The sequence below is a fragment of the Intestinimonas butyriciproducens genome (genome assembly GCF_004154955.1).
Classification (GTDB): Bacteria; Bacillota; Clostridia; order Oscillospirales; family Oscillospiraceae; genus Intestinimonas; species Intestinimonas butyriciproducens.
Genome location: NZ_CP011524.1, coordinates 405,354 through 427,203 on the forward strand (window position 1 = coordinate 405,354; position 21,850 = coordinate 427,203).

Here is a 21,850-nt window from a genome sequence, read left to right on the forward strand (position 1 = left end):
GCGATCTCCTCTCTTGTTTTATTTTGTTATGGTGTCAGGAATGTCCACCCATCCACCAGATACCCGTTTGTGTCGGTGATGGGCCAGAGGTACCAAAAATCCTCCCAGGAGCGCTTGATGTGCAGGCACAGGTTCGGTACGCCTTCCGGGATCGTCAGGGAAAACCACCGAGGCTCATCAATGTTGAGCGTTTCGTCGTACAGGATCTCGTCCGTGACCCAATCCAGAAGCCGTCCGCTGTCATCCCACAGGGGCTCGCCCGTACAGAACCGGATCTGTGTTTCATACCAGCGCCCCACCACCAGCAGCCTGTCCAGTCCATCCGGCTCCAGCTTTGTGACCGGCAGTACCTCCAGCCATGCGGATACATCGTCCGGTGGGTTGGGCCAGTAGAAGGTCAGGCAGTCAGAGGGCTCCTCATACAAAGCCGTCTGCAGCGTTTCCGGCAGGAATGCGTCTACTCTCTGATAGACCGCCGTGCGGAGCGCCGGAGCGCCGTCCGTCTCGTAATGCTCCTGGAGATACAGCGTATCCGGATCGGTCAGGGTGAGAAAGAACTCCGCGCCGGTATCATCATGATAGAGCCGGACGCTCCAAAGCTCGTTGGAGAGGCCGCGGAACAGCGGTTCCTCCAGCAGCTCCGTCCGAAGCTCGGCTTCCTGCCGGTATTCCGGCTCATCCGTATCCAGAAAGTCCGCGAAGTAATAATCCGCGCTCAGCACATATCCCTCGATGGCGTCGCTCCACCTGCTTTCAAAAACCAGCGTGGAGGCCAGGCCTTCTTCCCGGGCGTTATAGCTCCAGCTCTCCACCTCGCCTGTGGTCATGTGCCATGTCCCATGCAGATTTGCGATGCACAGTTCGCCGCCCGGGCCCGGCCGCTCCGCTTTTTCAAAATAGAATCGATCCCCATAGAAGGATTCCAAAATGATGCGGCCATCTTCAATGCGGCCATTCATCTCACCATCTTCATCGCCGTCCGAACTTGTCAGCCGCAGGGTGTGATCCGCGCCGAGCCACCAGGTCCCGCTGCCCAGATAGCTGTTAAAGCTGTCGCCCAGGACCTCACGGAATTGCGCCGTTCCGTCCTCGTTGAGAAAGAGATCGGCCCACCACCGCTCCGTGGGCATCTGGCTCACCTCTGTGCGGTCAAAGAGATCGTTGTAGGACTCGTGCTGTACAGCCGTCCAATAGGTACCGCCCAATGAACTGTCGGAGTTATGGTCGGACGGAGGGGCGGAGGTCGCTGTGTCATCAGGAGACTCGGGCGGCCCTTCTTCTCCGCCGCCGGGGGTGCCGCCGCAGGCCGTCAGGCAGAGCACCAACAGCAAGACCAGCATAGACTTCCATACTCGTTTCATCTCACTGCACACCTTGACATCATCATTTTCCTGTTTGCAGTTACTTGCATGACGACACCTCTTTTCTTTCTGTTTTTGTTCCGTTGCGCTCTACTATGGTTTCATTTTACCGGGTGCCGCTGTTTTGCGCCCTACCCGCAGCGGGTAGTATTTCGGACAAAACGCAAAAAAGCGGAGCGGCATTTACCGCTCCGCTTGGTAAGAATATCCTGTTATTATTCCATATACCGATAGAGGAAAGTGACAATCTGGGCGCGGGTGCAGTTGTTATCCGAACCAAACAGGCCATTGCCGATCCCGCCGGTGATGCCCTTGTTCGCCGCCCATGTGACCGCGTCGGCATAGTAAGCGCCGGCCTTTACATCGCTGAATACACTTCCTCCGCTGACCGCAGGGCTGCCCGCCGCACGGTACAGGAAGGTGACGATCTGAGCGCGGGTACAGGTAGCGTCGGGGCTGAACTTACCGCCGCCCGTGCCGCTGGTGATGCCGTTCTCAACGGCCCAGGCCACCGCTTTGGCATAGTAGGCATCCGCGGGGACATCGGCAAAGCTGTTCATGCTTTTGGGGGCGGGAGATCCGGCAGCCCTCCACAGGAAGGTGACCGCCTGGGCGCGGGTACAGATGCCGTTGGGGGCGAAGGTAGTGGCGCTGGTGCCGCCGGTGATGCCCTTGTCCGCAGCCCAGATCACAGCGTTCTCATAATAAGCGCCGGAGGGAATGTCCGTGAAGGGATGCTTGCCGGCAGGCTGCTCGACCTTGAACCTGCCCGCTACGGTAACCTTGCCGGACGGCATAGTAAAGACATACTTGCCGTTTTTCTCAGTCAGCTTGATCTCCTTGTCCTTGCCGTCCAGAACGGTGAGGGTATCCAGCACATAGCCCTTGTCGGGATCGACCGTCAGGGTGACGGTGGTGCCCTTGGAGGCGGACTTGTGGCTGGCGGTCACATCGCCGTTCTTGGCGCTCTTCACAGTGATGGAATAGGTGGTGACACCGCCGCCGCCACCGCCGGTGGAGGCGTTCTTCTCGAAGATCGCCATGATCTCGACAGCCTCGGCAGGCATGGTGAACTTGTTGTCCGTGATGGCCACGCCGCCCTTGACGACCTGCCACTCCTTGAAGTGATAGCCGCTGTCGGCCTTGGCGGTCAGCTTGATCTCTGTCCCGGCGACTGCCTTGGCGTGATCCGCAGAAGCGGAGCCGTTGCCGCCACTGGTCACGGTGACGGTGTACTCGGTGAGCTTGGGGATGCTCTCGGTCTTGGTGGCCGTGCAGGCAGAGCACTTGTAATGACGAGTCCCCTCCGTGGTCACGGTGGGCGCAACCTCGCTAACGAATACCCAGCTGTGGTTCTCGGTCTTTACATAGCCGCAATCGGTGCAGGTGCCGGTATGGGTGCCGTCGCCATTGTCCGTCCAGCTGGTGATGCTGTGCGGGACTTCCTCGTAAGAACCGTCGTTCGCCGTGCAGTAACGGATATGCGTATCAGGCGTTGCAAAGATCCAGTTACCGCCATAGGTGTGCGTATGGGGCCCAGTCAGTGCCGGGAAGGTGTATCTGAGGGTCACGCTACCGTCCGTATTCTTGGTAACGTCAGCCATGTGGCCGTTGATGGTAAATACCGCATCGCTTGCGAAGGTATAGCCATCGTTTGCGGTCAGCGTAACGGTTGCGGTATACTCCTTCGCCTCAAATGCTGCATCAGTGGGGTTCCACGTCACAGCGGAAGCCGTGCAGTGAGCAGTACCGGCAACCGTCGCCGTGGTGTCGGGCGCAACGCCGTAGGCCGGAGGCGTGATGCTGACGGCTGCGCCGTTCACGGTCTTATCGTCGGCAGCGGCGGGCAGCTTGTAGGTTACGGTGATCGCGCCGTCCGGACTCTCGTCAATCCGGGTTGCGGCCGTCGGATTCTTAATGGTGGTGTGTGCCAGAACGTATTCATTCACAGCAGGGATGGTCAGCCTGTAGGTCTGTCCGGCCTGCGCGATCACGCTCACGCTCTCGCCGGTGACAGCACTATTGTGAATCACACAGCTGGGGCCGCCCCACCACGCCATTGTCTCGCTACCGTAACAGTCCTTTACGAAATTGCCAGCGCCAATACCTTCAAAATCGGCCCACGTTGTCTTGAGATCGTCGCCGGCCTTCAGCTCCGGCAGGGTGATGTTCAGCTCGCCCTCGTTTCTTGCGGTGATCACAAACGTGATCTGAACCCTGCTGGCACCGGCGCTATCGTCATCAGGCGCCTGAGTATACCAGCCCCAACCTTCGGGGACATTCGGATCATCATACGAAGGTCTCTTGCTGTCATAATACCACCGCCGGACACCGTACTGTTCGATGGTGATGCCTTCCATGTCGGTGTAGAGCTTGAAGTTCTCCTGGTTGGTTTTGAAATCTTCGTAGAATGCATAGCCGTCCTTGGCGTCAAGCGTCAAATGGGCCTTGTACTTAGCGCCGGTCTTGAACTCATGCTCATAACTAGAGTAATCCGCATCCGGTACGAGCCAAAGAGTTCCAGTTGCCGTAGTCCACTTTGCAAAGTCGGGATTTGTGGCAGGCTCTTCATAGGCTTCCGGGTTTGTTGCGGACAGCTTGACCTTTTCGCTGCCGGTCGCGATAGAGAAGGACGGATACGGGATCGTATCATCGCGCTTGGTCAGCTTATAAAAATACTCATCCGTATCGGCATCCTTGACTTTTTCGTCGCCTTCCTGATACACAAAGTTATGCGGTCTCATGCCGTCCATGGGGTAGTTTTCCATGTTCAGCACAAGGCTGGTGACGTGCTTCACGCCGGAGTAGTCAATGGTGGTCTCGGTATAGCCGCAGCCACTGGTGCAGGAGCGGTTATATACCACGCCGCCGCTCGGAAGCGTAGCGCCCGGGACCCAACCGCCCATGTTGTGCTTTTCGCTGGTGTTCATCATCTTCTGGCCGCAGGAGCAGGCCTCCCAGTGATACTTGGCGTTATAGCTCACGTGATCTGCCTTATGCCGGTGAACTACATCCAGGGGGAAGCTGTAATTGAGCGCACCGTCGCCATCGACGTAGCCGATGACATCCACGCCGCCGAACTTCAGGGTCGTGATCTTGCCGTTCTCGCCGCTAAAGGTATAGCCATCCGGGGCGGGAATCGTAAAGGAGACATGGTTGATGCCCTCTTTGATGTTGGTGGGGTCCCACGTTACATCAGGGTTGATTGCCACGGGCTTTCCGTTTTTGTCCGTTGCTTCGAAGCTCAATTCACCCGGCGCACCGACGTCAGCCTTGTCCACGTTGAACGAAACGGTAGAAATGAAGGTATCTGCCGCTTCGCTCACCACCAGCTTAACGATATGCTCGTTGCTTATGATACCGACGGAGCTGCCGTTCTTATCCAGATTCAGCTGCAAATCATAGGAATAGACCTTGGGGTGTGCACCTTTCTCAATGGTGATCGTATGCGAGGTTTTATCGGCATCGATGGTATCTGTCTGCTGTACCGCGGAAGAACCGGAGATATAATGCTCGCACTTGGTTCGATAGGTATAGCCCGCATTTACCAAATCACTCGCCAGAGGATACCACTCGAACTTGAGGGTATGCGCTTTGTCGTTGGTCAGATTCTCAACGGTGCCCTTCCAGTCCTTGAAGTAGTTGATGGGGTTGCCGTCCAGCGTGACGGACTTCATGCCCCATGCGTTGGGGATGACCTCGATGGGGCCCTTCAGGTTGAGATTCAGGTAGTAACCATCCGTGTCGGCATATTTCACGCGCGAGCCGATGTTCTCGGAGGTATAGATATTCCCGTTCAGCTTTATCGCGCTGTTCGGGAAGAGCTTCATAGCATATTTTATCGCCTTCTGCCTGCCCTGTGCAGTGTACCATCCGTCTGCGGTGACACTGCGAATATCGAGCTTGAGATTCTGGCCGGACGCGTCAAATACGCCGCTTTTGATCAGCATCGCCGGCTCGTTCCCCTCATAAGAGAGTAATTTTATGCCTTTGGCAACATAAAGGCCATCGTTGAAGCGCGCCCCGTCTATGACCATCTGCGTCTTATTTTTCAGCAGGCCGGTCACCGCAAACGGGAAGTTGAACACGCCGCCGTTGAGGAGAACGCGCGGCTCCGCATCTCCCTCTCTCCATGACAGCTCATCTGTCCAGACTATGCCGTTGAAGGTGCCGCCGTTGACCGTGAGCTGCGAATAGCGCAGCAGCAGCGCCGTCGGCATATACTGAACCCCCGATATGGTGTTCCTTTCCCTGTTGTTCCAATCGTATGCGCAGTTGATCGTGCCGCCGTTGATCGTGATCTGCGGGCGCTCACCGCCCTTGAACGGAACAAAATAGTTGTCGCTGATGCAGCCGTTGTTTCCATAGGCTCCCGATTTCAGCGGATTCAGCCTTGTCAGCGTGCCGCCGTTCATTGTGAATTTGGCAGGCGCGCCAGCACTGTCGGGGCTTATCATGATGATGCAGTGCCCCTTGGAGTCCCTCGCAAATTCAACCTCGATCGCGCCGCCGCCCTTGCTGTCGTACAGCGTGAATTCGCCGGAGCGAATTGTGATCAGGTTGTAAAACTCCGCCCGCTTGCTTGCGTCGATCCTGATCTTATGGCCGTTCAGGTCCAGTTTTTGGCTTTTCTTTATAATGATCGCATCATCATCATATCCCGTCGTATAATCGATGTCATTTTCCAGCGTGAGATCTCTTGAAGTGGGCGAACTGAGATAGCTTTTAAACCCGCTCCAGTCCTTGATGTTGCCGTATCCGTAAGTATCGTCCGCCGCGCTCGCCGTCACGCCCATGGCGGGCACGAGAGAGAGCAGCATCACCAGCGTCAGCAGTAAACTGGTAATTCGTTTTCTCATGTTCTATCTTCCTCCTATTTTGATTGGATACCCATTGTCCGCGCATTGTTTCTCGGCGTGCGGCCTCTTTTTTCCTCCCTTCTGCCCCCTAAAACCGCAGCACTTTTTCCGTTGTCTCTTGGTGTTCGTCGCCAGGCCGTCTTTGTGTATAAAACCGAATCGACCAGAGCCGGATCAACGCCTACCACGGTAGGCGTTGAAATGGGGGGTACCCCCCATTTCAAAATGATCTTTGCCTATCTCAAAGGGATTGCAGACTGGCGGCCAAATAGTCCAGAGATACATCATAAAACACAAAGTCGTCGATCTCGCCCCTACGCTTAGCCTCGATGGCGCGGCTCACAGCCTCCGGCTGTCCTTCGGGGCACATCAGCATGAGCCGGCAGTGGGGCGTGACTTCCCGCAGCCATGCGCACAGGGCCAGACAGAAGTCGATGCCGTGATCGCCGTCCTCGGAGACCTCCAGCAGTGCCCCAGAGGCCAGATGGCTGCGGATGGCCACATCCGCGTTGGCATAGTCCGGCTCATAGCACAGCTGTATTCCCGGGGCGTCCCGCACTTTCGCCATCAGGCCCTGAGCCAGCGATGCCCGCCGCATAATCAGGAGCACAGTTTTCAGCCTCCCCACCTCCCATACCTTCTGTATTACAGATTTATTGTAGAGCTTATTTCGAATTTGCACCCTACCCGCTGCGGGTAGTCTTTTCCCTGAAACAAAAAATCCACCGGCACAAAGCCGGTGGATAGGAAGTGCAATTCTTTAATACAGGGGATTGATCCAGCCGTTGGAGATCATGTAGAAGGCCAGATCCACCGCCTTGGAAAAGCCGGTCTTGCCCAGCATGTTCATCTTGTGATACTTGACGGTGTTTTCACTGATAAACAGCTCCTGGGCGATCTCTTTGTTGGTCATGTGTCTGCACATCAGCCGGAGTACCTCCATCTCCCGGTCGGTGAGGGGAGCCTCTCCCTGGGGCATGGGAATGGTCCTGGGCTCCGGGAAGCTGCTGCCCCCCGCCATCACCGTCCGGGCCACCTCCAGAAAATCGTGCAGGCTCCGGCTTTTGTAGACAAAGCCGTTGGCCCCGGCGGCCCTGGCCCGGGGGATATAGGTGATCTCGTCAAAGGCGGTCATGACGATGATCTTGACCTCCGGATCTGTTTTGCGGATGGCCTCCACCGCCTTCAGCCCAGAGGCGCCGCCCTCGGTGCAAACGTCCATCAGCACCAGGTCGGGGTGCAGGTGGCGGCAGAAATCCAGGGCGTAGTCGGCATTGGGCACTTCTCCTACCACAGAAAAGTCTCCCGCAGCCGTCAGCGCCGTGGTCAGGGACTCCCGCATAGATGCGTGGTCCTCCACGATCAGCACTTTAGCCATGTTCGCTCAGCCTCCTTTGGAACAGAGAGTTCAATGCGGAACCGGGGGGAGGTGTAGAGCTCCATGCTGCCTCCCAGCCGGGCCATGCGGCGGCGCATCCCGCCGATGCCGCCGCCCTCCCGGATGGGTCCGGCGGGCGGGATACCGTTGTCGGTGACCGTCATGCGCCAGCAGTCATTCTGGAAAAAGTGGAACTGGATGCGGGTGGCATACCCGTGGCGCACGGCGTTGGTGACACATTCCACGGCGATCTCGGCAAAACTGTCCGCCACCGCCCCATCCTCCGGCAGCGCGCCCTGGAACTCCACCGACACCTCCATGCCCTGGAAGGTCTCCCGCAGCATCTCCAGACGATGAGCAGGGCTGGGCGTGGGATCTTCCCGGAGGGCCGTGGGAAGGCTGCGGGCAAAGTCCAGCAGCAGCGACTCATCCATCTGCCGGTCATCCCGCAGCGCCCGGAGCAGCAGGCTGATCCGCTGTCCCAAAAGGTCATGTACCCTCGCCTTGCTTCGGGCGATCTCCTCCGCTTCACAGATGGCCTGTAAATGCGCAATGGTGCTGCGAAGCTCCTGTCCGCGCTGCTCCAGCGCCTGGTTTTGCCGGGCAAGAAAGGTCACCGCGTCCCAATGCTCCGTGACATCATCGGCAGTCAGCAGAAGCATGGTCCGGCGCCCCATGGGGAGCTCATGGGCGGAAAAGCTCCATACGGAGGAATCGGGGAGGCGAAACACCTGCTGTCCACCCAGAACTTCCCGTGCGCAGCCGCCGCACAGCGGGCCGCACTCCAGCAGCCGCTGAAACAGCCTTCCGTCCTGTACCGGCTGCCCCGTCATCTGCCGTGCCAGCGCCTCCATGCTGCGGTTGCACAGCAGGAGCTCCCCCGACCGCCGAAAGAACAGCAAACCGGTATGCAGGGTATCAATGGCTTCCTTGACAGATACGGAGGAGAGCTGGGTGTAGAGCTCCCGCCGGCGCAACAGGCAGATATGTACGCTGCGCAGCAGGAAGAACGCCATACTCATCAGAAAAAAGACGGGATAGGCGGGCCCTGTGACCGTCTCTGTCAGGGGGAGCAGGACAGCCGCCCCGCCCACGGCAAAAAACGGCCAGATCAGTTCCATCCCCACCGCGGCGGTGGTTCCCAGCACCGCAGTCAGCAAAAACACCGCCTGCCGGACAAGGTCGTAGGCGCTGGGCGCCAAAAAGCCGCAGAACAGCCCATACTGCACCTGTGCAAGAAGGGCGGCGAAGAGGAACAGCACCCCGAGGATGGCGCACTCCATCCCATTTTCCACCCGGCGCACCCAGCCGGTGGGCAGACGTCGGATGCTGTAAGAGATGGCCCTTGTTTGAAACACGATGCACAGGGCGGCCGCCATCACCAATGTGGTCAGCGCCCAATGGGGAAACCGGTAAAATTCAGCCACAGGACTCACCTCCCAAGGGCAGCGTCATGCAGATCCCAACGGCATCGTCCAGATCCTTGCAGGCGATCTGACCGCCCAGCGCGGCAACCGCCGTCGTCAGTTCCTCCGAAAAGCGCCATTGTCCGGGATTACCGCCCGGAAGAAAGCGGAAAACCAGATGGGCGCCCTCCGGCTCCAGATACCCCAGCAGAGGAGAGGCGTTCTCCCGCAGGGCCCAGGATATGGCTTCAAAGGCAAAGTCGTAGCACAGTGCCGCCCTGCGGATCTCCAGCACTCCACGCTGCCCGCAGCGGATGAGCAGCTGCAGTCCTGCATAGCGGGCCAGTTCTGCCAGCTCATCCAGATAAATGCTCAATTCCTCTCCGGGCAGTCCATCCCCCTGACGTGCCAGGAAAAACAGATTGCATCTGCGTTTGATATGGCACAGGCAAAGAGTGATGTAGGCGGTCAGGTCCCGGGGATGGGGGGTCTCCGGCAGAGCCTCGATCAGCCGTCCCAGCGTCTGGATGCGGCGCTCCATGTCCCGGTCCAGCTGTTCAAACATGGCGCGGTTTGTCTCCGCAGCCAGCAGGCGCTTTTTCACATCGCCCTCCTCACGCAGCAGGGCGTTGGCCGCCTCCAGACGGGCCTGCACAGCCTGGATCTCCCTGCGCAGCCGGTTGAGCTGGGAGAGGTCCTCCTGCCATACCGCCATACCGCCGTGAATAGGAACCGCGTGAAGCTGGGTGTCGCTGTCCCGCAGCAGCGGATGGGCCATATCCATGGAGATCCTCCGCCAGATGGAGCGGGAGACGGGAGGCGCGCCCCGGGAGGACAGGACGGTGCGGCCCTGCTCATCCAGCAGCATCAGCCCAATGGGAGTGGCGGTGAACAGGCGCTGATACTGAAGATTGACCGGGATAAACCCCGCGTGGAGGGCCGACTCAAAAAACAGGGCGGACAGCACGCAGATGTTCACGGTAAGATCGCTCTCCCACGCCAGAGGCACCCGCCTGATGTAAGCAGTGATGTAGGCCAGCAATCCCACGCAGAACAGCAGCGGAACCACCCTGCCGGCCCAGTAGGGGCTATACCGCCCCCTGTGGAGCAGCTTCCAGACTGCGCAGGCCAGGAACAGGAGGAATAAAGCCATTACGCCCCAGTATCCCGGACCGTACCGGTAGTCTGAGGCCCAGTCCCCGGCCGGGTCAAAACGAAACACCAGCTGGTGGAGATCGTTTGTGAGTACCAATAGCACAGAGAGGGCATAGCAGGCCAGAGGCGGCCACAGAGGGCGCAGCGGCTTTTTCTCACCCTCCGGATGGTCCAGGATTACGGCCAGATACAGCAGCGTTACCGGAAGGGCAAGCTGAAAGATGTAATAGCCGTACCAGCACATCCGGCACAGAAGCCCATCTGCTGTCAGCTGATATTTGAACAGGCGCAGCAGCAACCATCCCACCATCAGCCAGCCCATGACCCCGACTACTCGGCGGACATCCCGGCGGATCATCCGATGGGATACCGTCCCCTTCCACAGCAGGATGGCGGCGGCGATGAGCAGGGCGGATAAAATATGCTCCCGGAGATCTGCTGTGGTATAGCGCCGGATGTGGAGCACCTGCCGGCGCAGGTCCCGGCTGCTGTCCCCGGTCAGTTTCAGAAACCAGCCGTAGTCCTCCTCGCTCAGGGTACGGGCCGACCGGTAATCATCGGGAAAATCAGCCGGTCTCTCTCCGTCCGCCAGGGGCAGCCCTGCTGACAGAAGGGTTTCATCCAGCCCCGGCTCCAGCGTCAGAGGGATATCGGAGAGCAGCCCCATACGGCAGGACAGCGTGCCCTCCGCCGGCACGATGATCTCATAATTTCCTCCGTTCCGGTTCCACGCGGCGGCCTCCCAGTCCAGACAGATCAGAATAGGGGCGTCCGGCGCGTCCAGTTCAAAGCCGCCGTTCTGACTAAGGTGTTCCAGCAGCTCCAGAGCGTCACGCTTGGAGGGCGCCTCCCGGTCCAGCCCGTAGGACAGGGCGCCCAGAGCCAGCATATTGCTGTTCACGGAGCTGCTGCTGATGCCTACGGGCACCGGGCTCTCCCGTAGGCTGTTCCAGCCGGTGATGACCGCATCCGTCCGCGTGCGGTCTACCGCCAGGATCACGGTGGCCGTGACATGGGGATACCAATACCGGCCGATGCCCCGCTCCAGCGCCGGGATGGCCTGTACATCAAAGCAGGCCACGGCGCTGCCTCGGCTCACCTCCGCGTAGAGGGTATCCTCTGCCGTCTGAAGGGAATACCCGGGGAGGAAGGGAACGAGAGCCGCGCTGTATGCCTCAGCGCCCTCCGCTCCGGCGATCAGACGGTCCCCTGCGTCCACCGTGCCGCACCCAGCCAGGATCAGGCACAGCAGGAGGAGCGGCAGCCAACGCCCCTTCATGGAGCCACCGGCTCCCCGGACTCCTCCATCCGGCCGGCACATTCCCGGCACAGATCCATCTCATCGCAGATGAGGAAGCAGGCGTCGCAGACCAGCCGCCGGCAGATGGGGCACTGGCTGAACCGCTCCCTGGCCTCCTGACCGGCCGCCTGCATGGCCCGCTGCTTCTCCCGCTGATAGATGGCGTCATAGAGTTCCTTCTTCTCCCGGTGTTCCGCCGCCTGCAGCGCTTTGGAAAAGGGGATGCTGCTGCTGTACCAAAATTCTCCGCACACCTCGCAGCGGATGGAAAAGCAGAAATACTGGGGCGTGGAGCAGTCCTCCAGATGACCGAACAACAAGTTTCTCATAGGGCGCGCCTCCTTTCCTTTCTGTTCCTGTTATAACAGGAGGAGGGAGCGTGCGTATATGGTCTGCCGGATACTTTTTCCCGTTTTTTGCAAAAGGTATCCATTGGATAATAGAGAAAGCGCACAAAACCAATCCTTTGGTTTTGTGCGCTTTGCTGTATTGTGGGTGGTGCATCAAAACAGCTCCTGGAGCCGTCCGCACCGGCGGAGCAGGTCAATGTAGAGCATCAGCTCGTCCCGGGAGGCGACCCCCAGCTTCTCGTAGATGCTCCGGTTGTGCTTCCGGACTGTGCTCATGCTGATAAATGCCAGATCCGGGATGTCCGCGATCTCGCGTCCATCGATGTAGTAGCGGAGAATGTTCCGCTCTGCCTCTGTCAGCAGATCCTTCCGTGCCACAAACTGGTCGAAGAGCTCTGCGACGTTGGGGGGAAGTTCCCCCTGCTCCAGACGCTGGTTCCGGGCCCGGGCGTTGAGAAACTCCGCCAGTTCATCCACCTCCGAGATCCCGGAGGACAGCCCCTGTTCCGGCAGTTCTTCCTGCTGGAACCGCTTCAGGCTGTCGGTAATAGGCCGGACAAATCTCCGCGCCAGGAAGAAGGAGAGGGCCAGCAGCACCACCAGCAGTCCCAGGGCCGCAATGATCCATGTTTTTTGTATTTCAGCGGTGTATGCCGCATAACTGTCCTGGGGGATCAGGATCGCAGCGGCCCAGGCGGTGTCCTCCGCCTCTCCCTTGGAGATGGAGATGGTCTGATGCAGGCCGATATACCGCTCGGCGCCTGTGTCATATTCGTTATAGTATCGTCCCTGATGGATGGCGAGCGTCTCCTGACCGTCCAGATAGGTACCGTTGACGCTGCCCACCAATCCATCCGACAGCAGAAGACGGCTGTCCTGAATAGGAGCCAGAACGGTAACGGCGGAGCCGAACTGCCCCTCCGCCGCGGGATAGGACAGCTGGAAGTACAGCGCGCTGAGCTCCACGCCGCAGACGCCGTATACGCTCCCATCGCTGCCCACGATGGGGACGCACAGCAGTATAGCAGATTCCCAAGTATCCTTCAGGTCGATGCGGCGGGACCAGAAATAGCGCTGCGCAGGGCGGTCCAAGGGCGTGTCCATCAGCTCCCGGCAGCCCGGGATCTGATCGGTGTCAAATTCCAGATTCCACCGATTGTGCAACTCCAGATCCTTTTGCCGGGCAATATCCGGGATACCGCGGAAGTAGACCACGGTAGGGGCAACCGGATTGCTGGCGCTGAGGTTGGTGTAACGCAGGTGGATCCCGCTTCTGGAGTGGTCTGCCACCTCCAGGGTGGTATTGGCCGTGGCATTCAAAATTGCATAGGCTCCGTTGCAGTTGGCGGTCTGGAGGGTGGTATTGACCAGCGGGTACATGATCTGCTGCAGCTTCAGCAGCCGCTCCGGGTCATCGTTGACCTCTTGCAGTGAAATGCCCTCCCGTACCAGCTCCCCTTCGATCTCGCGGCTGAGTTCTTTGGAGAGATTCAAGCTCTGGGCGGTCAGCCGATCCAGGCGACTGGCCAGGCTATCCTGTGTATTTTTCAGTTGCAGCTCCATCACCTCATGGAGCTGCTCGTCGTTTTGGGAAAAGGCCCCGGCGATGGACAGAAGGAGGATCACCGCCGCAAAGACCACCAGGATCATGGACACCCAGTAGAGCATCAGTTTTCTCTGCATGCCCACGCTCTGCTTTTTGGCAAAGGCGTTCAGCGCCCGCAACTCCCGGAATTTGTTCAGCACGGTGTTTCCTCCTCTCTTTTGTTTATCGCTCCATGATCTCCCGGAAGGCCTGGAGCCGCTCTGCGCTGATCTGCTCCAATCCGGTTTCTCCGGCCCCCAGATAATCCTGACGGCCCAGCGCAAGCTGTGAGCGCACCTGATCTTCCAGGGTCGTTTCCAGACTCAGATAGCTCTCCAGCTGGGGCGGCACATAAAACTCATAGTTTGCCTGGGTATCCAGGTACGCCTGATAGAGGGAGGCGTATTTGGCGCTCTCCAGTCCCTCGATGGCCTTCGGCAGTTCGTTTTCAAAGGCGGCCCGAGTCACCGGCATGTAGCCCGTTCGGGTCACGAACTCCACATTGTGGTCCGGCTCGGTCAGCCACTTGAGGAGGGTCACGGCGGCCTGCTCCCTCTCTGGGGTGGAGCGTACGGTGCAGAAACCGGCTCCGCGCTGCATGACCAGCTTTTCCCCGTTTTCAAAGACCGGACAGGGCCGGGAGATGATAGTGATCTCCTCGGAGGTATTGTCCGGATAAGTTACCACATCGCTGTAATAGAGGATGCTGGCCGAGGATGCCACGCTCACAATGCTGTCGCCGGTGCGGATGGATTCTGTGGCGTAACCGCCCTTGAGCCAGACGCCCCCACGAAGCGCGGCCCGGGCCAGCGGCTCCCACGCCGCCTGGAATGCGGGGCCAAAGGCCAGCTTGTCACCCTGGAAGAAATCCTCGCCCAGGGATTCCGCCCCCACCTGGAAATAGTTGAAATAGTAGTCGTGAACGAACATGGACTTGGCGTCGCCCGGAATATCCGGCGTCTGAGCGTCGGTCCAGTCCGCATAGACCTCTGCTGCCTTGAAAAGCCCCTCCCAGGTGTCCAGGTCCGCCAGCGTCACGCCGGTCGCCTGGGAGAAGCGGTCGAAGATCGTCTGGTTGATATACATGATCTCTGTGGATTTCGCCACGGGAAGGACCACCAGCCGGTCATTGACGATCCCCTCTTCCACGAAAGCCGGCAGGAAAGCGGACAGTTCTTCCTCGCTGAAGTAGTCCTGATAGTCCACCAGAATGCTGTCGTCGGGCAGCGCCATCACCGTCTTGGGATAGGATACGAAAAGGTCGGGCAGCTCCGGAGCTCCCGGCTCTCCGTTGGCGGCGGCCAGCACCAGCTCGTGGATGGTGTTGGTGTTGGACACGGAGGTGACCTGCACGTTGATCCGCTGCTCCTTTCCCACCGTCTGGTTGAACGCATCGATGAGGTCGTTGAGTGGGGAATCTGTCTGACCGCCATAGACGTGCCAGACCGTAATGGTGGTCGGCGTCTCTTCTTTTTTGGCCGTGTCGGAACAGCTCGCGCAGCAGTAGGCCAGCAAGATACCTGCCAGCAAAAACGCCGCAATTCTTCGTACCTTCACATCGCATCACCTCGTTTTCATTATATCTGCTGAGGGTAAAAAAAGCCAGTTGAAACAGGATACTTTATTGAATTCATTTCGTGGAGTATCCATTTCAGTTCAGTATAACATGGATTCCATAAACCTGCCCTATCCGCAGCGGGTAGTTTTCATCGTTCAGGTTTTTCTTTTGATATCGTTGCCTTATCCGGGTGGATCAGAGTGATGGGTAGCCCCTTTTTTCTGGCATAGTTGACGGTCATTCCCGTTCCGCTGCGGATAGAACGGTCGTTGTCATAGACTGCCAGTAAGTAGCCTGCACGGTCCACCATATACTCGTTGCGTCTCCGGTAATTGACCGCCGGGGGCGCTTCTTTATTACCCACGATAACCGTTTCCGCACTGTGTCGGATCAGAAAAGACATACGGCTGCGGCTGCGATCTTCCCAGTCTGTGTCGTGGCCCTCAAAGGGCAGAGCGATCTTCAGTTGGATCTCGCTATATTCCGGCTGTTCTTTGAGCCGCAGCAATATCTCCCCGGCCCACATATCCACGCCCAGAGCGCCGCCTACCCAAAACTGGCGAAAGCCTTGCTCATAGAGCTGGATCAACTGATCCCGGATGCGTTTCTTGATCCGCTTGCAGCCGTTGTTGTTTTCATCATATTTGAAGCGAAAGCGTGTCGGTCTATGGCCGATGATGGCACAGGCAAGTCCCCTTGTCATATTGACACCTCACATAACATCGAACAAAATAGTGTTTTAATTATATATTGACGCTTTATAAGCATCAATAATGCTTTAGGGTTAATTTTAGTATGCGCTGCCTTCGGATAAACTAATTCCGTAAGGTGGTGATAACTCTGGAATGGGATTTTGACTTTTCCGAGCGCATGGAAAACCTGTCTTATGCTATCGGATACTATCGCAAGAAAAAGGGATATTCCCAGGAACAGTTGGCAGAGATCCTTGATATTAGCCGCCAGCATCTCGCGTCCGTTGAAGCGCCCGGCATGAGTCATGGCCTGTCTCTGGATCTGCTGTTTAGGATAGCCACCGTCCTTGAAGTGGAGCCGTATCTGCTGCTGAAATTTCGACTTGAGAAGTAAGATTTTTCATTAAGATGATGATAAGTCTTTTCTCTGACCTAAATCTCTGATAGAGTGAGTCCTTCTGGGTGGTTCACAATGAACCGCTCCTGGGTCCAGCGAATGGGCGCAGTTCTCCCTTGGCGGAAGATTTTGAAATTGCCATTGATTCAGAGAGTGGTTTGTACTACATTTTGGTACAAACCACTCTCTCTTTTATTTCACGGTATAGAGATTGGAGGTGCTGCTCCCATTCGGCCTGTGCCGGGAAGCCTTTTTCAGATAGCCGTGCTGCTCCAGATCGTGCAGCGCCCGCTTGACCGTGGAGCGGGACAGCTTCATGTCCGAGGCAATGGTCTTAATGCCCGGCCAGCACTTTCCCTCGGCATCGGAGCGATCCCGCAGGTACATATAGACCGCCTTCGCTCTGGAGGGAAGCTCAGTGTCGGCGTAAATCGTTCCGAAGTAACTCATCGTTCCTCCTCTCCGAATGTCTTCATTTGCTTTCCTCTTTTTACAGCCCTCTCCTGAGCCGGAGCATGGGCGATGCCGCCCCGGCTGGATACCGCATAGCCGCGGCTTTCGTTCATCTCCTCCGGCTCACTGAGCTGCGGGAGATTCCGCTCCAGATCCACCCGGTTGGCATAGGCCACCGCTCGGTTGGCTCTCTCCGGCACCACATACGGCTCCCCGAAGGTAATGCCCCAGTTTAAGAAGAGTTGGAGCCGGGTCCGCATGGGATGAGTGCCGGTTTTCATGACGATAAAGCTGCCCTTGGGAATGGATTTTAGCTCGTCGGGCGTCAGTAGGGCGCGCTCCATCATCTGCAGGCTCTGGCTGGGATCGTTCTTGCCACGGCTCACCGAGCCGGAGAGGACGGTGCGGCTGCCCAGGGCTTTGGACAGCACTTCGGCGGTCTGGCTGTTGGGTGCAAAGCCGCCGAAGATGGTGTCCTGGCAGTTGTCCTGAATGATCTCGCGGCCCTCTTTCCCGTAGTTTTTTTCGAGCTGCGCTAAGGACTGGATGATCGGCACGAGCGTTAACCGGCGAGAGCGTCCAGCGGAGAAAAGGGGCAGTATATCAAACGGGGGCATGGTGCCGAATTCGTCACAGAAAAGCACCACCCGGTTTTTCAGCTTGCCGCCGTTCTCATCGGCCACAGCGAACAGCTCCCGGCTCAGGTTCTGGATCATGAGACCGGCCATGAAGTTCTTGGTTGTGTCTTCTTCCGGCAGGATCAGGAAGATGGCAGACTTCTCCGAAGCAAACTTCTCAGCGTCAATGGCGCTGTCGAAGCACAGGATCTGCTCCAGCTCGCTGTCCAGAAAGGCATTCAAGCGGGACAGCACGGTGGACATGACGGAGGCCATTGCCTGCTCGGCGCTGTTGAGGGCGGCACCGGCAAACCACCTCGCCTTGTGATCCGGCGGCAGTTTTGCCATCAGGAGCTGGAAGTGGCTCTTGCCCTTGACACGGCTGGGCTCCAGCAGATCCTGCACCAGCTTGAACACGGAGACGATATGGCGGCGCTCCTGGGGGTGGTCTTTATCGGGCGGCAGGAACTCGGCCAGCATCAGGATGACCGAGGTGAGAAGCCCTTCCGCCGCATCGTAGAAGAAAGCGTTCTGGCCGCGGTTGCTGTCATCGCCGTCCGGATTGACGATGGTCTTGGACAGGATTTTGGCGTATTTCTCGGCCTTGGCCCGGGCCGCGAGATTGTTCGGGTCACTCCGGGCAATGTCCATATACCGGTTGACCAGCGTCAGCAGATTGTTACCGTCTGAGCGGGTGGGATTTCGCAGGTCGATCACGGCCACATTCTGATACCCATAGCAGTTCTTGGCAATGGCGCCGTAATTGCGGGCGAGGTCGCCCTTGCTGTCCAGCGCCAGCCAGCTCATGCCGCTGGCGCAGGCGTACTCCAGATTGGGATAGAGAAAATAGGCGGTCTTGCCGATGCCGGAAGCGCCGATCATCAGGCAGTGGATGTCATCGCTGTCCACGAGGGCGGTGAGTTCGCCTTTCTTTCCCTTGCACCCCAGCACCAGCCCCTGCTCCGTGGGCAGGTTCTGGCCGCTGCGCCATTTCTTCACCTCGAAGGGGACATGGGCATAGGTCTGCCGGATCTCTTTGGCTGTGGCCCATCTTGCGGTGCCGTGCTGGCCGTCGCCGACCGTTTTGGATTTGATCCCGCTCAGGGTATAGTAGTGGGACAAGGCGGCCAGACAGCCGATGACCAGAAACATCAGCCCGCCGGCGGCCAACAAAATCAGGACTTGGTGTGGCATGGTTAACCCCTTTCAGGGCACACCACTTCCTGCTCGGTTCCATACTTCTGAATGCGCACATCACTCTTGTTACGGCCTACTTCGGGCGAACAGGAAGTGGTGTGCGTTGTTGTTATTTACTGCATGACTTGTGCGTAGGACGGTTCCTCAGCGGTCAGATCATCATTCCAATCCTTGTGTGCGGGAATGAGCCTTTCCACCGTGTACCTCTCTGCCAGCTGTTCCTTCATGCGCCGGCTGGCCAGATGGCCAGCCTCGTCATTGTCGAGGCAGAGCAGGACCGTATTGATTTGCGGCTGCCGCTCCAGCAGCTTCAGCACCGGCTGAATGGAGGTGCCGCAGCAGGCCACATAGCTGTGGCTCTGCCAGCCCTCCGGATGGAGCGTGATGTAGGAGAGCATATCGATGGGAGCTTCGAACACATAGAGGCTCCCATCTGTGCCGATGTGGTGGAAGCTGTGGCGGGGATCGCAGCCCTCCACATTGAGCCGGAAGGCTTTGCCGAAGCTGTTGGCGCTGCGCTTGTGGGCATGGCGGGGGACGCCGTCTTCATCCGTACCCACGAAAACCGCATTGTGGTAATCGGCGTCTTCATACAGCAGCTTCTCTCTTGCAAAGTGCGCCACAACGCTCCGGTCGATATTCCGGTGCTTGACCAGATAGGCATAGACCCGGCGCATATTGGAATTGGCCGGCGGAAGGACAAAGGGCTTCGGCGGCTCATCTACCCGTTCTTCGGCAGAGGGATAAACCGTTCCCAGCTCGCCTCCCAGAAGCATGGTCACCGCCTCCGGATAGCTGAGGTGATAAAACCGCTGCACGAAGCTGACGGCGTGGCCGCCCCGCTCCTCGGCATGATCGTACCACTCGTTGCCGCGGATGGTGACACTATGGTCACGGGCCAGCCGTTTCTCTCTGCCGGAGGCAAGGAGCTTTTCGCCCCGGCAGCGGAGGAACTCCTCCAGATCAACGGAGGCGGCTCGCTGCTTCTGTTTTTCCGTGAAATGAATGTAAGTCGACATAGGCTCCTCCTGTTACATGGTCTGCTGATAGGATACCTGCTCCTCATGATCATCCGCCTTGTGGCCCATGGCCATCCGCTTTTCCGTCAGCCGCTTGCGCCGTTTGGAATCAATGCGAATCCCTGCCGGATTGCGAGGCGGCATGGAATTGTCCCGGAAGATCCGGCTCATGTGATGGAGCAGCTTGGTTGCCGCCAGCATGACGGACGGATCTCGGAACTGGTCAAAGCGGTCAAGGAAGAATTGAGCATACGCATTGCCCTGGGCAGCGGAGCGGGTGAACCAATCCCTGGCCTGCTCCCGATCCTGTTCCACATCCCGGCCCAGGAGATACAGCTTGCCCAGTGTGTACTGAGCAAACGGGTTTCCTTGTCTGGCGGCGGCAGTCAGGTACTCCAGAGCTTTTCTCACATCCTTCTTTACGGACTCACCGGTGAGACAGAGCTTCCCAAGGCGGTATTGGGCAAACGGATTCCCATGCCCGGCGGCCTTGTCCAGCCAGCGCACCGCCTCATCGGTGCGCTTTTGAGAGAGCAGGAGCTTCCCGAGTGCATATGCCGAAAAGTCATTTCCGGCCTCTGCGGATAAGCGAAACCAACGCTCCGCTTTTTCATGATCCCGCATGGTGGAGAGATCATCCCGGTAGAACTTTCCCAGTTGATGCGCCGCCACCGTGTATCCTTCCACCCAGAGCTGTTCCAGCACCCGGACGGCTTCGGCGTGTTCCTCATCCAGCGCATAGACATCCTTCAGAACCGTTTTGGCGGCACGATAGCGTCGAGCCTGTTCATATACGCTGCTGGATCGCTGCCCCTCATGTGCCGCCTCCGGCTCCGGCTCATCTTGCATCTTCTCATCTTCAAAAGTCGGGAGGCCGAGGCGGATGTTCTCGGCCTCCCGGATGATATCGTTTTTAATCCGGCGGAACTCTTTCTGCTGAGAGAGCGGGAGATGCTCCCGCGGTGTACGGCTGCCATAGCACTCGTTCAGCTCATCCCGGATCTGATTCCAGGTTTCATAGCACTTTGCTACTTCCGGCTGCCGGGCCAGCTCGTCCACGATGGTGTCCACCAATGCTTTGAGCGGTTTCTTCAGATAGCCATACTGCTTTTTCCCGGTGGTGGTTTCCAGCGCCTGCACCAGCTGGCGCATCTGCTTCTCGATGACAGGGTTGTCGCAGAGCTGATGCTCCATCTTCTGAATCAGCTCCCGCATGGTATCCTGCGCCACTTCGATCAGCTCTTTATAGGCAACATCCTTCCGCTCGTAGATCTGGATCATCTCATCCCGGAAGATGGTGTTGGTCAGCTTGGAGCGCATGGTCGCAATGCCTTCCCTGGTCAGGAAGCCCTCCTTCGGATCGTCTGACCAGACCATCATGTGGATGTGGGGGTGATGCCCCTCATTGTGGAAGGCCGCATACCAGCGGAAGTGATCAGCCGGTATCTTTATGGCCTTGGCCAGATCCTGTGCGTGCATCATGAGCAGGCCGCGCCATGCGTCCGCATTGTCGTACCCCAGCCGGGCAGCATCCTCACGGCGCAGGGAGTAGATGATGGTCCACACATTTCCGTCATGGGCTTCCAGCTCGGACATGGCTGCGTCGAGGTCTACTGCGGCGGCGGAGCTGAACAGGCCATGGGCCCCGCGGCGCTCCACACGGGGGCGGGTGGCAATGTAGGACAGGTATCCGCTCTCAGAATTTATTTCGTGGAGGTTTGCATCCAGCGCCATGGTGATGAAGGCTGATGCGGTACCAAGGGTAGGCGTCTTACGGTAATCCTCATACTCGAACAGCTCCACGGCATCAGGGAAATCATGCAGGATCTTTTGGATCAGTTCCCGCTGTCCTTTGGTGACGGGACCGTTGCCGGTCAGCTTCTCCACACCTTCGCGGGTGGCAATGTATTTCATGTACCCGCCGGCCTTTTCGGATTTGATGTAGCCGCTTTTCTGTACGAGCTTTGCCATGAGTTACACCGACTTCTGGAAGTCCAGCGCATCCTTGAACGAGATGCGCCCGTTGGTGCGCTTCATATCCCGAATGGCGCGTCCCCGCAGACGCTGGTACTCGCCTTCGTCGATATCGGTGTCGTAGGCGATGATCTGCCCCAGCACATTGAGATCCACACCCTGCTTGAACAGGAGCGAGCCCATGCGTCCGGCAAAATTGTCCAGGGTGCCGGTGAGCATGGCGGAGAGTGCTTCGGGCAGGAAGCCGCCGGCGTTCTTCGTGTTCAGATAGCCGATGTAAAACCGGAGGGCATTCTCCACGAATTCGCTCCGGCTGGCGCAGTTGTCGAGGCGCAGGTAGATGTCTACCTTCTCGTCCAGATCCTCAGAGATCCAGAACCCCTTCTTCGTTTTTCTGCTTTCGGACTTCAGTAAAACCACTCCTTTTTTCGTCAAGTCCCCGCTGAGAACCCTTGCCACAGCGGAGCTTTTCCGCATCATAGGGTCCAACAGCTCTTTCCACCCGCCGGATTGTCCCCGCTGCGAAAAGCCGGAAACTGCCCGCACTGC

The 21,850-nt window shown here is 58.2% G+C and carries 16 protein-coding genes; 1 reads left to right on the plus strand and 15 read right to left on the minus strand.

Annotated features, from left to right (window positions below; translation table 11 throughout):
• Positions 1–26 precede the first annotated feature (26 nt).
• The 10 genes from SRB521_RS01960 to SRB521_RS02005 form a co-directional block, all read right to left on the minus strand.
• The gene (locus tag SRB521_RS01960; RefSeq protein WP_129868759.1) at positions 27–1,361 is read right to left on the minus strand and encodes a hypothetical protein; all 1,335 of its coding nucleotides are present in this window, start codon (positions 1,359–1,361) and stop codon (positions 27–29) included.
• 215 nt (positions 1,362–1,576) lie between these two features.
• A complete protein-coding gene (locus tag SRB521_RS01965; protein ID WP_129868760.1) occupies positions 1,577–6,220 on the minus strand; it encodes an S-layer homology domain-containing protein in 4,644 nt (1,547 codons plus the stop codon).
• A 241-nt stretch (positions 6,221–6,461) separates the two neighbouring features.
• Complete coding sequence (locus tag SRB521_RS01970) at positions 6,462–6,830, minus strand: hypothetical protein (protein ID WP_075705364.1); 369 nt, start codon at positions 6,828–6,830, stop codon at positions 6,462–6,464.
• A 150-nt stretch (positions 6,831–6,980) separates the two neighbouring features.
• A complete protein-coding gene (locus SRB521_RS01975) occupies positions 6,981–7,598 on the minus strand; it encodes a response regulator transcription factor (protein ID WP_116721473.1) in 618 nt (205 codons plus the stop codon).
• A complete protein-coding gene (locus SRB521_RS01980) occupies positions 7,583–9,025 on the minus strand; it encodes a sensor histidine kinase (protein ID WP_116721472.1) in 1,443 nt (480 codons plus the stop codon). The genes SRB521_RS01975 and SRB521_RS01980 overlap by 16 nt, the downstream gene beginning before the upstream one ends.
• Positions 9,018–11,438 carry a histidine kinase N-terminal 7TM domain-containing protein gene (locus SRB521_RS01985; RefSeq protein ID WP_165366525.1) on the minus strand — a complete coding sequence of 807 codons (2,421 nt, stop codon included), beginning with the start codon at positions 11,436–11,438 and terminating at the stop codon, positions 9,018–9,020. Before SRB521_RS01985 ends, SRB521_RS01980 begins: the two co-directional genes overlap by 8 nt.
• On the minus strand, positions 11,435–11,788 hold the full coding sequence (locus SRB521_RS01990) for a hypothetical protein (RefSeq protein WP_116721470.1): 354 nt from the start codon (positions 11,786–11,788) through the stop codon (positions 11,435–11,437). Before SRB521_RS01990 ends, SRB521_RS01985 begins: the two co-directional genes overlap by 4 nt.
• Positions 11,789–11,962: 174 nt before the next feature.
• Complete coding sequence (locus SRB521_RS01995) at positions 11,963–13,555, minus strand: helix-turn-helix transcriptional regulator (protein WP_116721469.1); 1,593 nt, start codon at positions 13,553–13,555, stop codon at positions 11,963–11,965.
• A 22-nt stretch (positions 13,556–13,577) separates the two neighbouring features.
• Positions 13,578–14,951: an ABC transporter substrate-binding protein gene (locus SRB521_RS02000; protein ID WP_116721468.1), complete on the minus strand. Its 1,374-nt coding sequence runs from the start codon at positions 14,949–14,951 to the stop codon at positions 13,578–13,580.
• Positions 14,952–15,100: 149 nt separating this feature from the next.
• Positions 15,101–15,655: an SLOG family protein gene (locus SRB521_RS02005; protein ID WP_116721467.1), complete on the minus strand. Its 555-nt coding sequence runs from the start codon at positions 15,653–15,655 to the stop codon at positions 15,101–15,103.
• Positions 15,656–15,822: 167 nt separating this feature from the next.
• Here SRB521_RS02005 and SRB521_RS02010 point away from each other — a divergent pair, with 167 nt between their 5' ends.
• Positions 15,823–16,038, plus strand: coding sequence for a helix-turn-helix domain-containing protein (locus SRB521_RS02010; protein WP_116721466.1), 216 nt, complete (start codon positions 15,823–15,825; stop codon positions 16,036–16,038).
• A gap of 195 nt (positions 16,039–16,233) precedes the next feature.
• Here the strand turns inward: SRB521_RS02010 and SRB521_RS02015 are convergent, their stop codons facing one another.
• The 5 genes from SRB521_RS02015 to SRB521_RS02035 all read right to left on the minus strand — a co-directional run bounded on the left by SRB521_RS02015 (position 16,234) and on the right by SRB521_RS02035 (position 21,736).
• On the minus strand, positions 16,234–16,491 hold the full coding sequence (locus SRB521_RS02015; RefSeq protein WP_006572730.1) for a helix-turn-helix domain-containing protein: 258 nt from the start codon (positions 16,489–16,491) through the stop codon (positions 16,234–16,236).
• Entirely contained in the window at positions 16,488–18,305 is a 1,818-nt protein-coding gene (locus tag SRB521_RS02020; RefSeq protein ID WP_116721465.1) for a type IV secretory system conjugative DNA transfer family protein, read from the minus strand. The genes SRB521_RS02015 and SRB521_RS02020 overlap by 4 nt, the downstream gene beginning before the upstream one ends.
• 116 nt (positions 18,306–18,421) lie before the next feature.
• Positions 18,422–19,327: a DUF3991 and toprim domain-containing protein gene (locus SRB521_RS02025; protein WP_116721464.1), complete on the minus strand. Its 906-nt coding sequence runs from the start codon at positions 19,325–19,327 to the stop codon at positions 18,422–18,424.
• Positions 19,328–19,339: 12 nt separating this feature from the next.
• Positions 19,340–21,298, minus strand: coding sequence for a MobP3 family relaxase (mobP3, locus tag SRB521_RS02030; RefSeq protein WP_116721463.1), 1,959 nt, complete (start codon positions 21,296–21,298; stop codon positions 19,340–19,342).
• Between the two features lie 3 nt (positions 21,299–21,301).
• Entirely contained in the window at positions 21,302–21,736 is a 435-nt protein-coding gene (locus tag SRB521_RS02035; RefSeq protein WP_207215990.1) for a hypothetical protein, read from the minus strand.
• Positions 21,737–21,850 lie beyond the last annotated feature (114 nt).

Excerpts from the sequence above, each read along its gene's own strand:
- SRB521_RS02020 (WP_116721465.1), bottom strand. The coding sequence starts at position 18,305 with ATGCCACACCAAGTCCTGATTTTGTTGGCCGCCGGCGGGCTGATGTTT.
- SRB521_RS01975 (WP_116721473.1), bottom strand. The coding sequence starts at position 7,598 with ATGGCTAAAGTGCTGATCGTGGAGGACCACGCATCTATGCGGGAGTCC.
- SRB521_RS01985 (WP_165366525.1), bottom strand. The coding sequence starts at position 11,438 with ATGAAGGGGCGTTGGCTGCCGCTCCTCCTGCTGTGCCTGATCCTGGCT.
- SRB521_RS02010 (WP_116721466.1), top strand. The coding sequence starts at position 15,823 with ATGGAAAACCTGTCTTATGCTATCGGATACTATCGCAAGAAAAAGGGA.
- SRB521_RS01965 (WP_129868760.1), bottom strand. The coding sequence starts at position 6,220 with ATGAGAAAACGAATTACCAGTTTACTGCTGACGCTGGTGATGCTGCTC.
- SRB521_RS01960 (WP_129868759.1), bottom strand. The coding sequence starts at position 1,361 with ATGAAACGAGTATGGAAGTCTATGCTGGTCTTGCTGTTGGTGCTCTGC.
- SRB521_RS02015 (WP_006572730.1), bottom strand. The coding sequence starts at position 16,491 with ATGAGTTACTTCGGAACGATTTACGCCGACACTGAGCTTCCCTCCAGA.
- SRB521_RS02025 (WP_116721464.1), bottom strand. The coding sequence starts at position 19,327 with ATGTCGACTTACATTCATTTCACGGAAAAACAGAAGCAGCGAGCCGCC.
- SRB521_RS01990 (WP_116721470.1), bottom strand. The coding sequence starts at position 11,788 with ATGAGAAACTTGTTGTTCGGTCATCTGGAGGACTGCTCCACGCCCCAG.
- mobP3 (WP_116721463.1), bottom strand. The coding sequence starts at position 21,298 with ATGGCAAAGCTCGTACAGAAAAGCGGCTACATCAAATCCGAAAAGGCC.
- SRB521_RS02005 (WP_116721467.1), bottom strand. The coding sequence starts at position 15,655 with ATGACAAGGGGACTTGCCTGTGCCATCATCGGCCATAGACCGACACGC.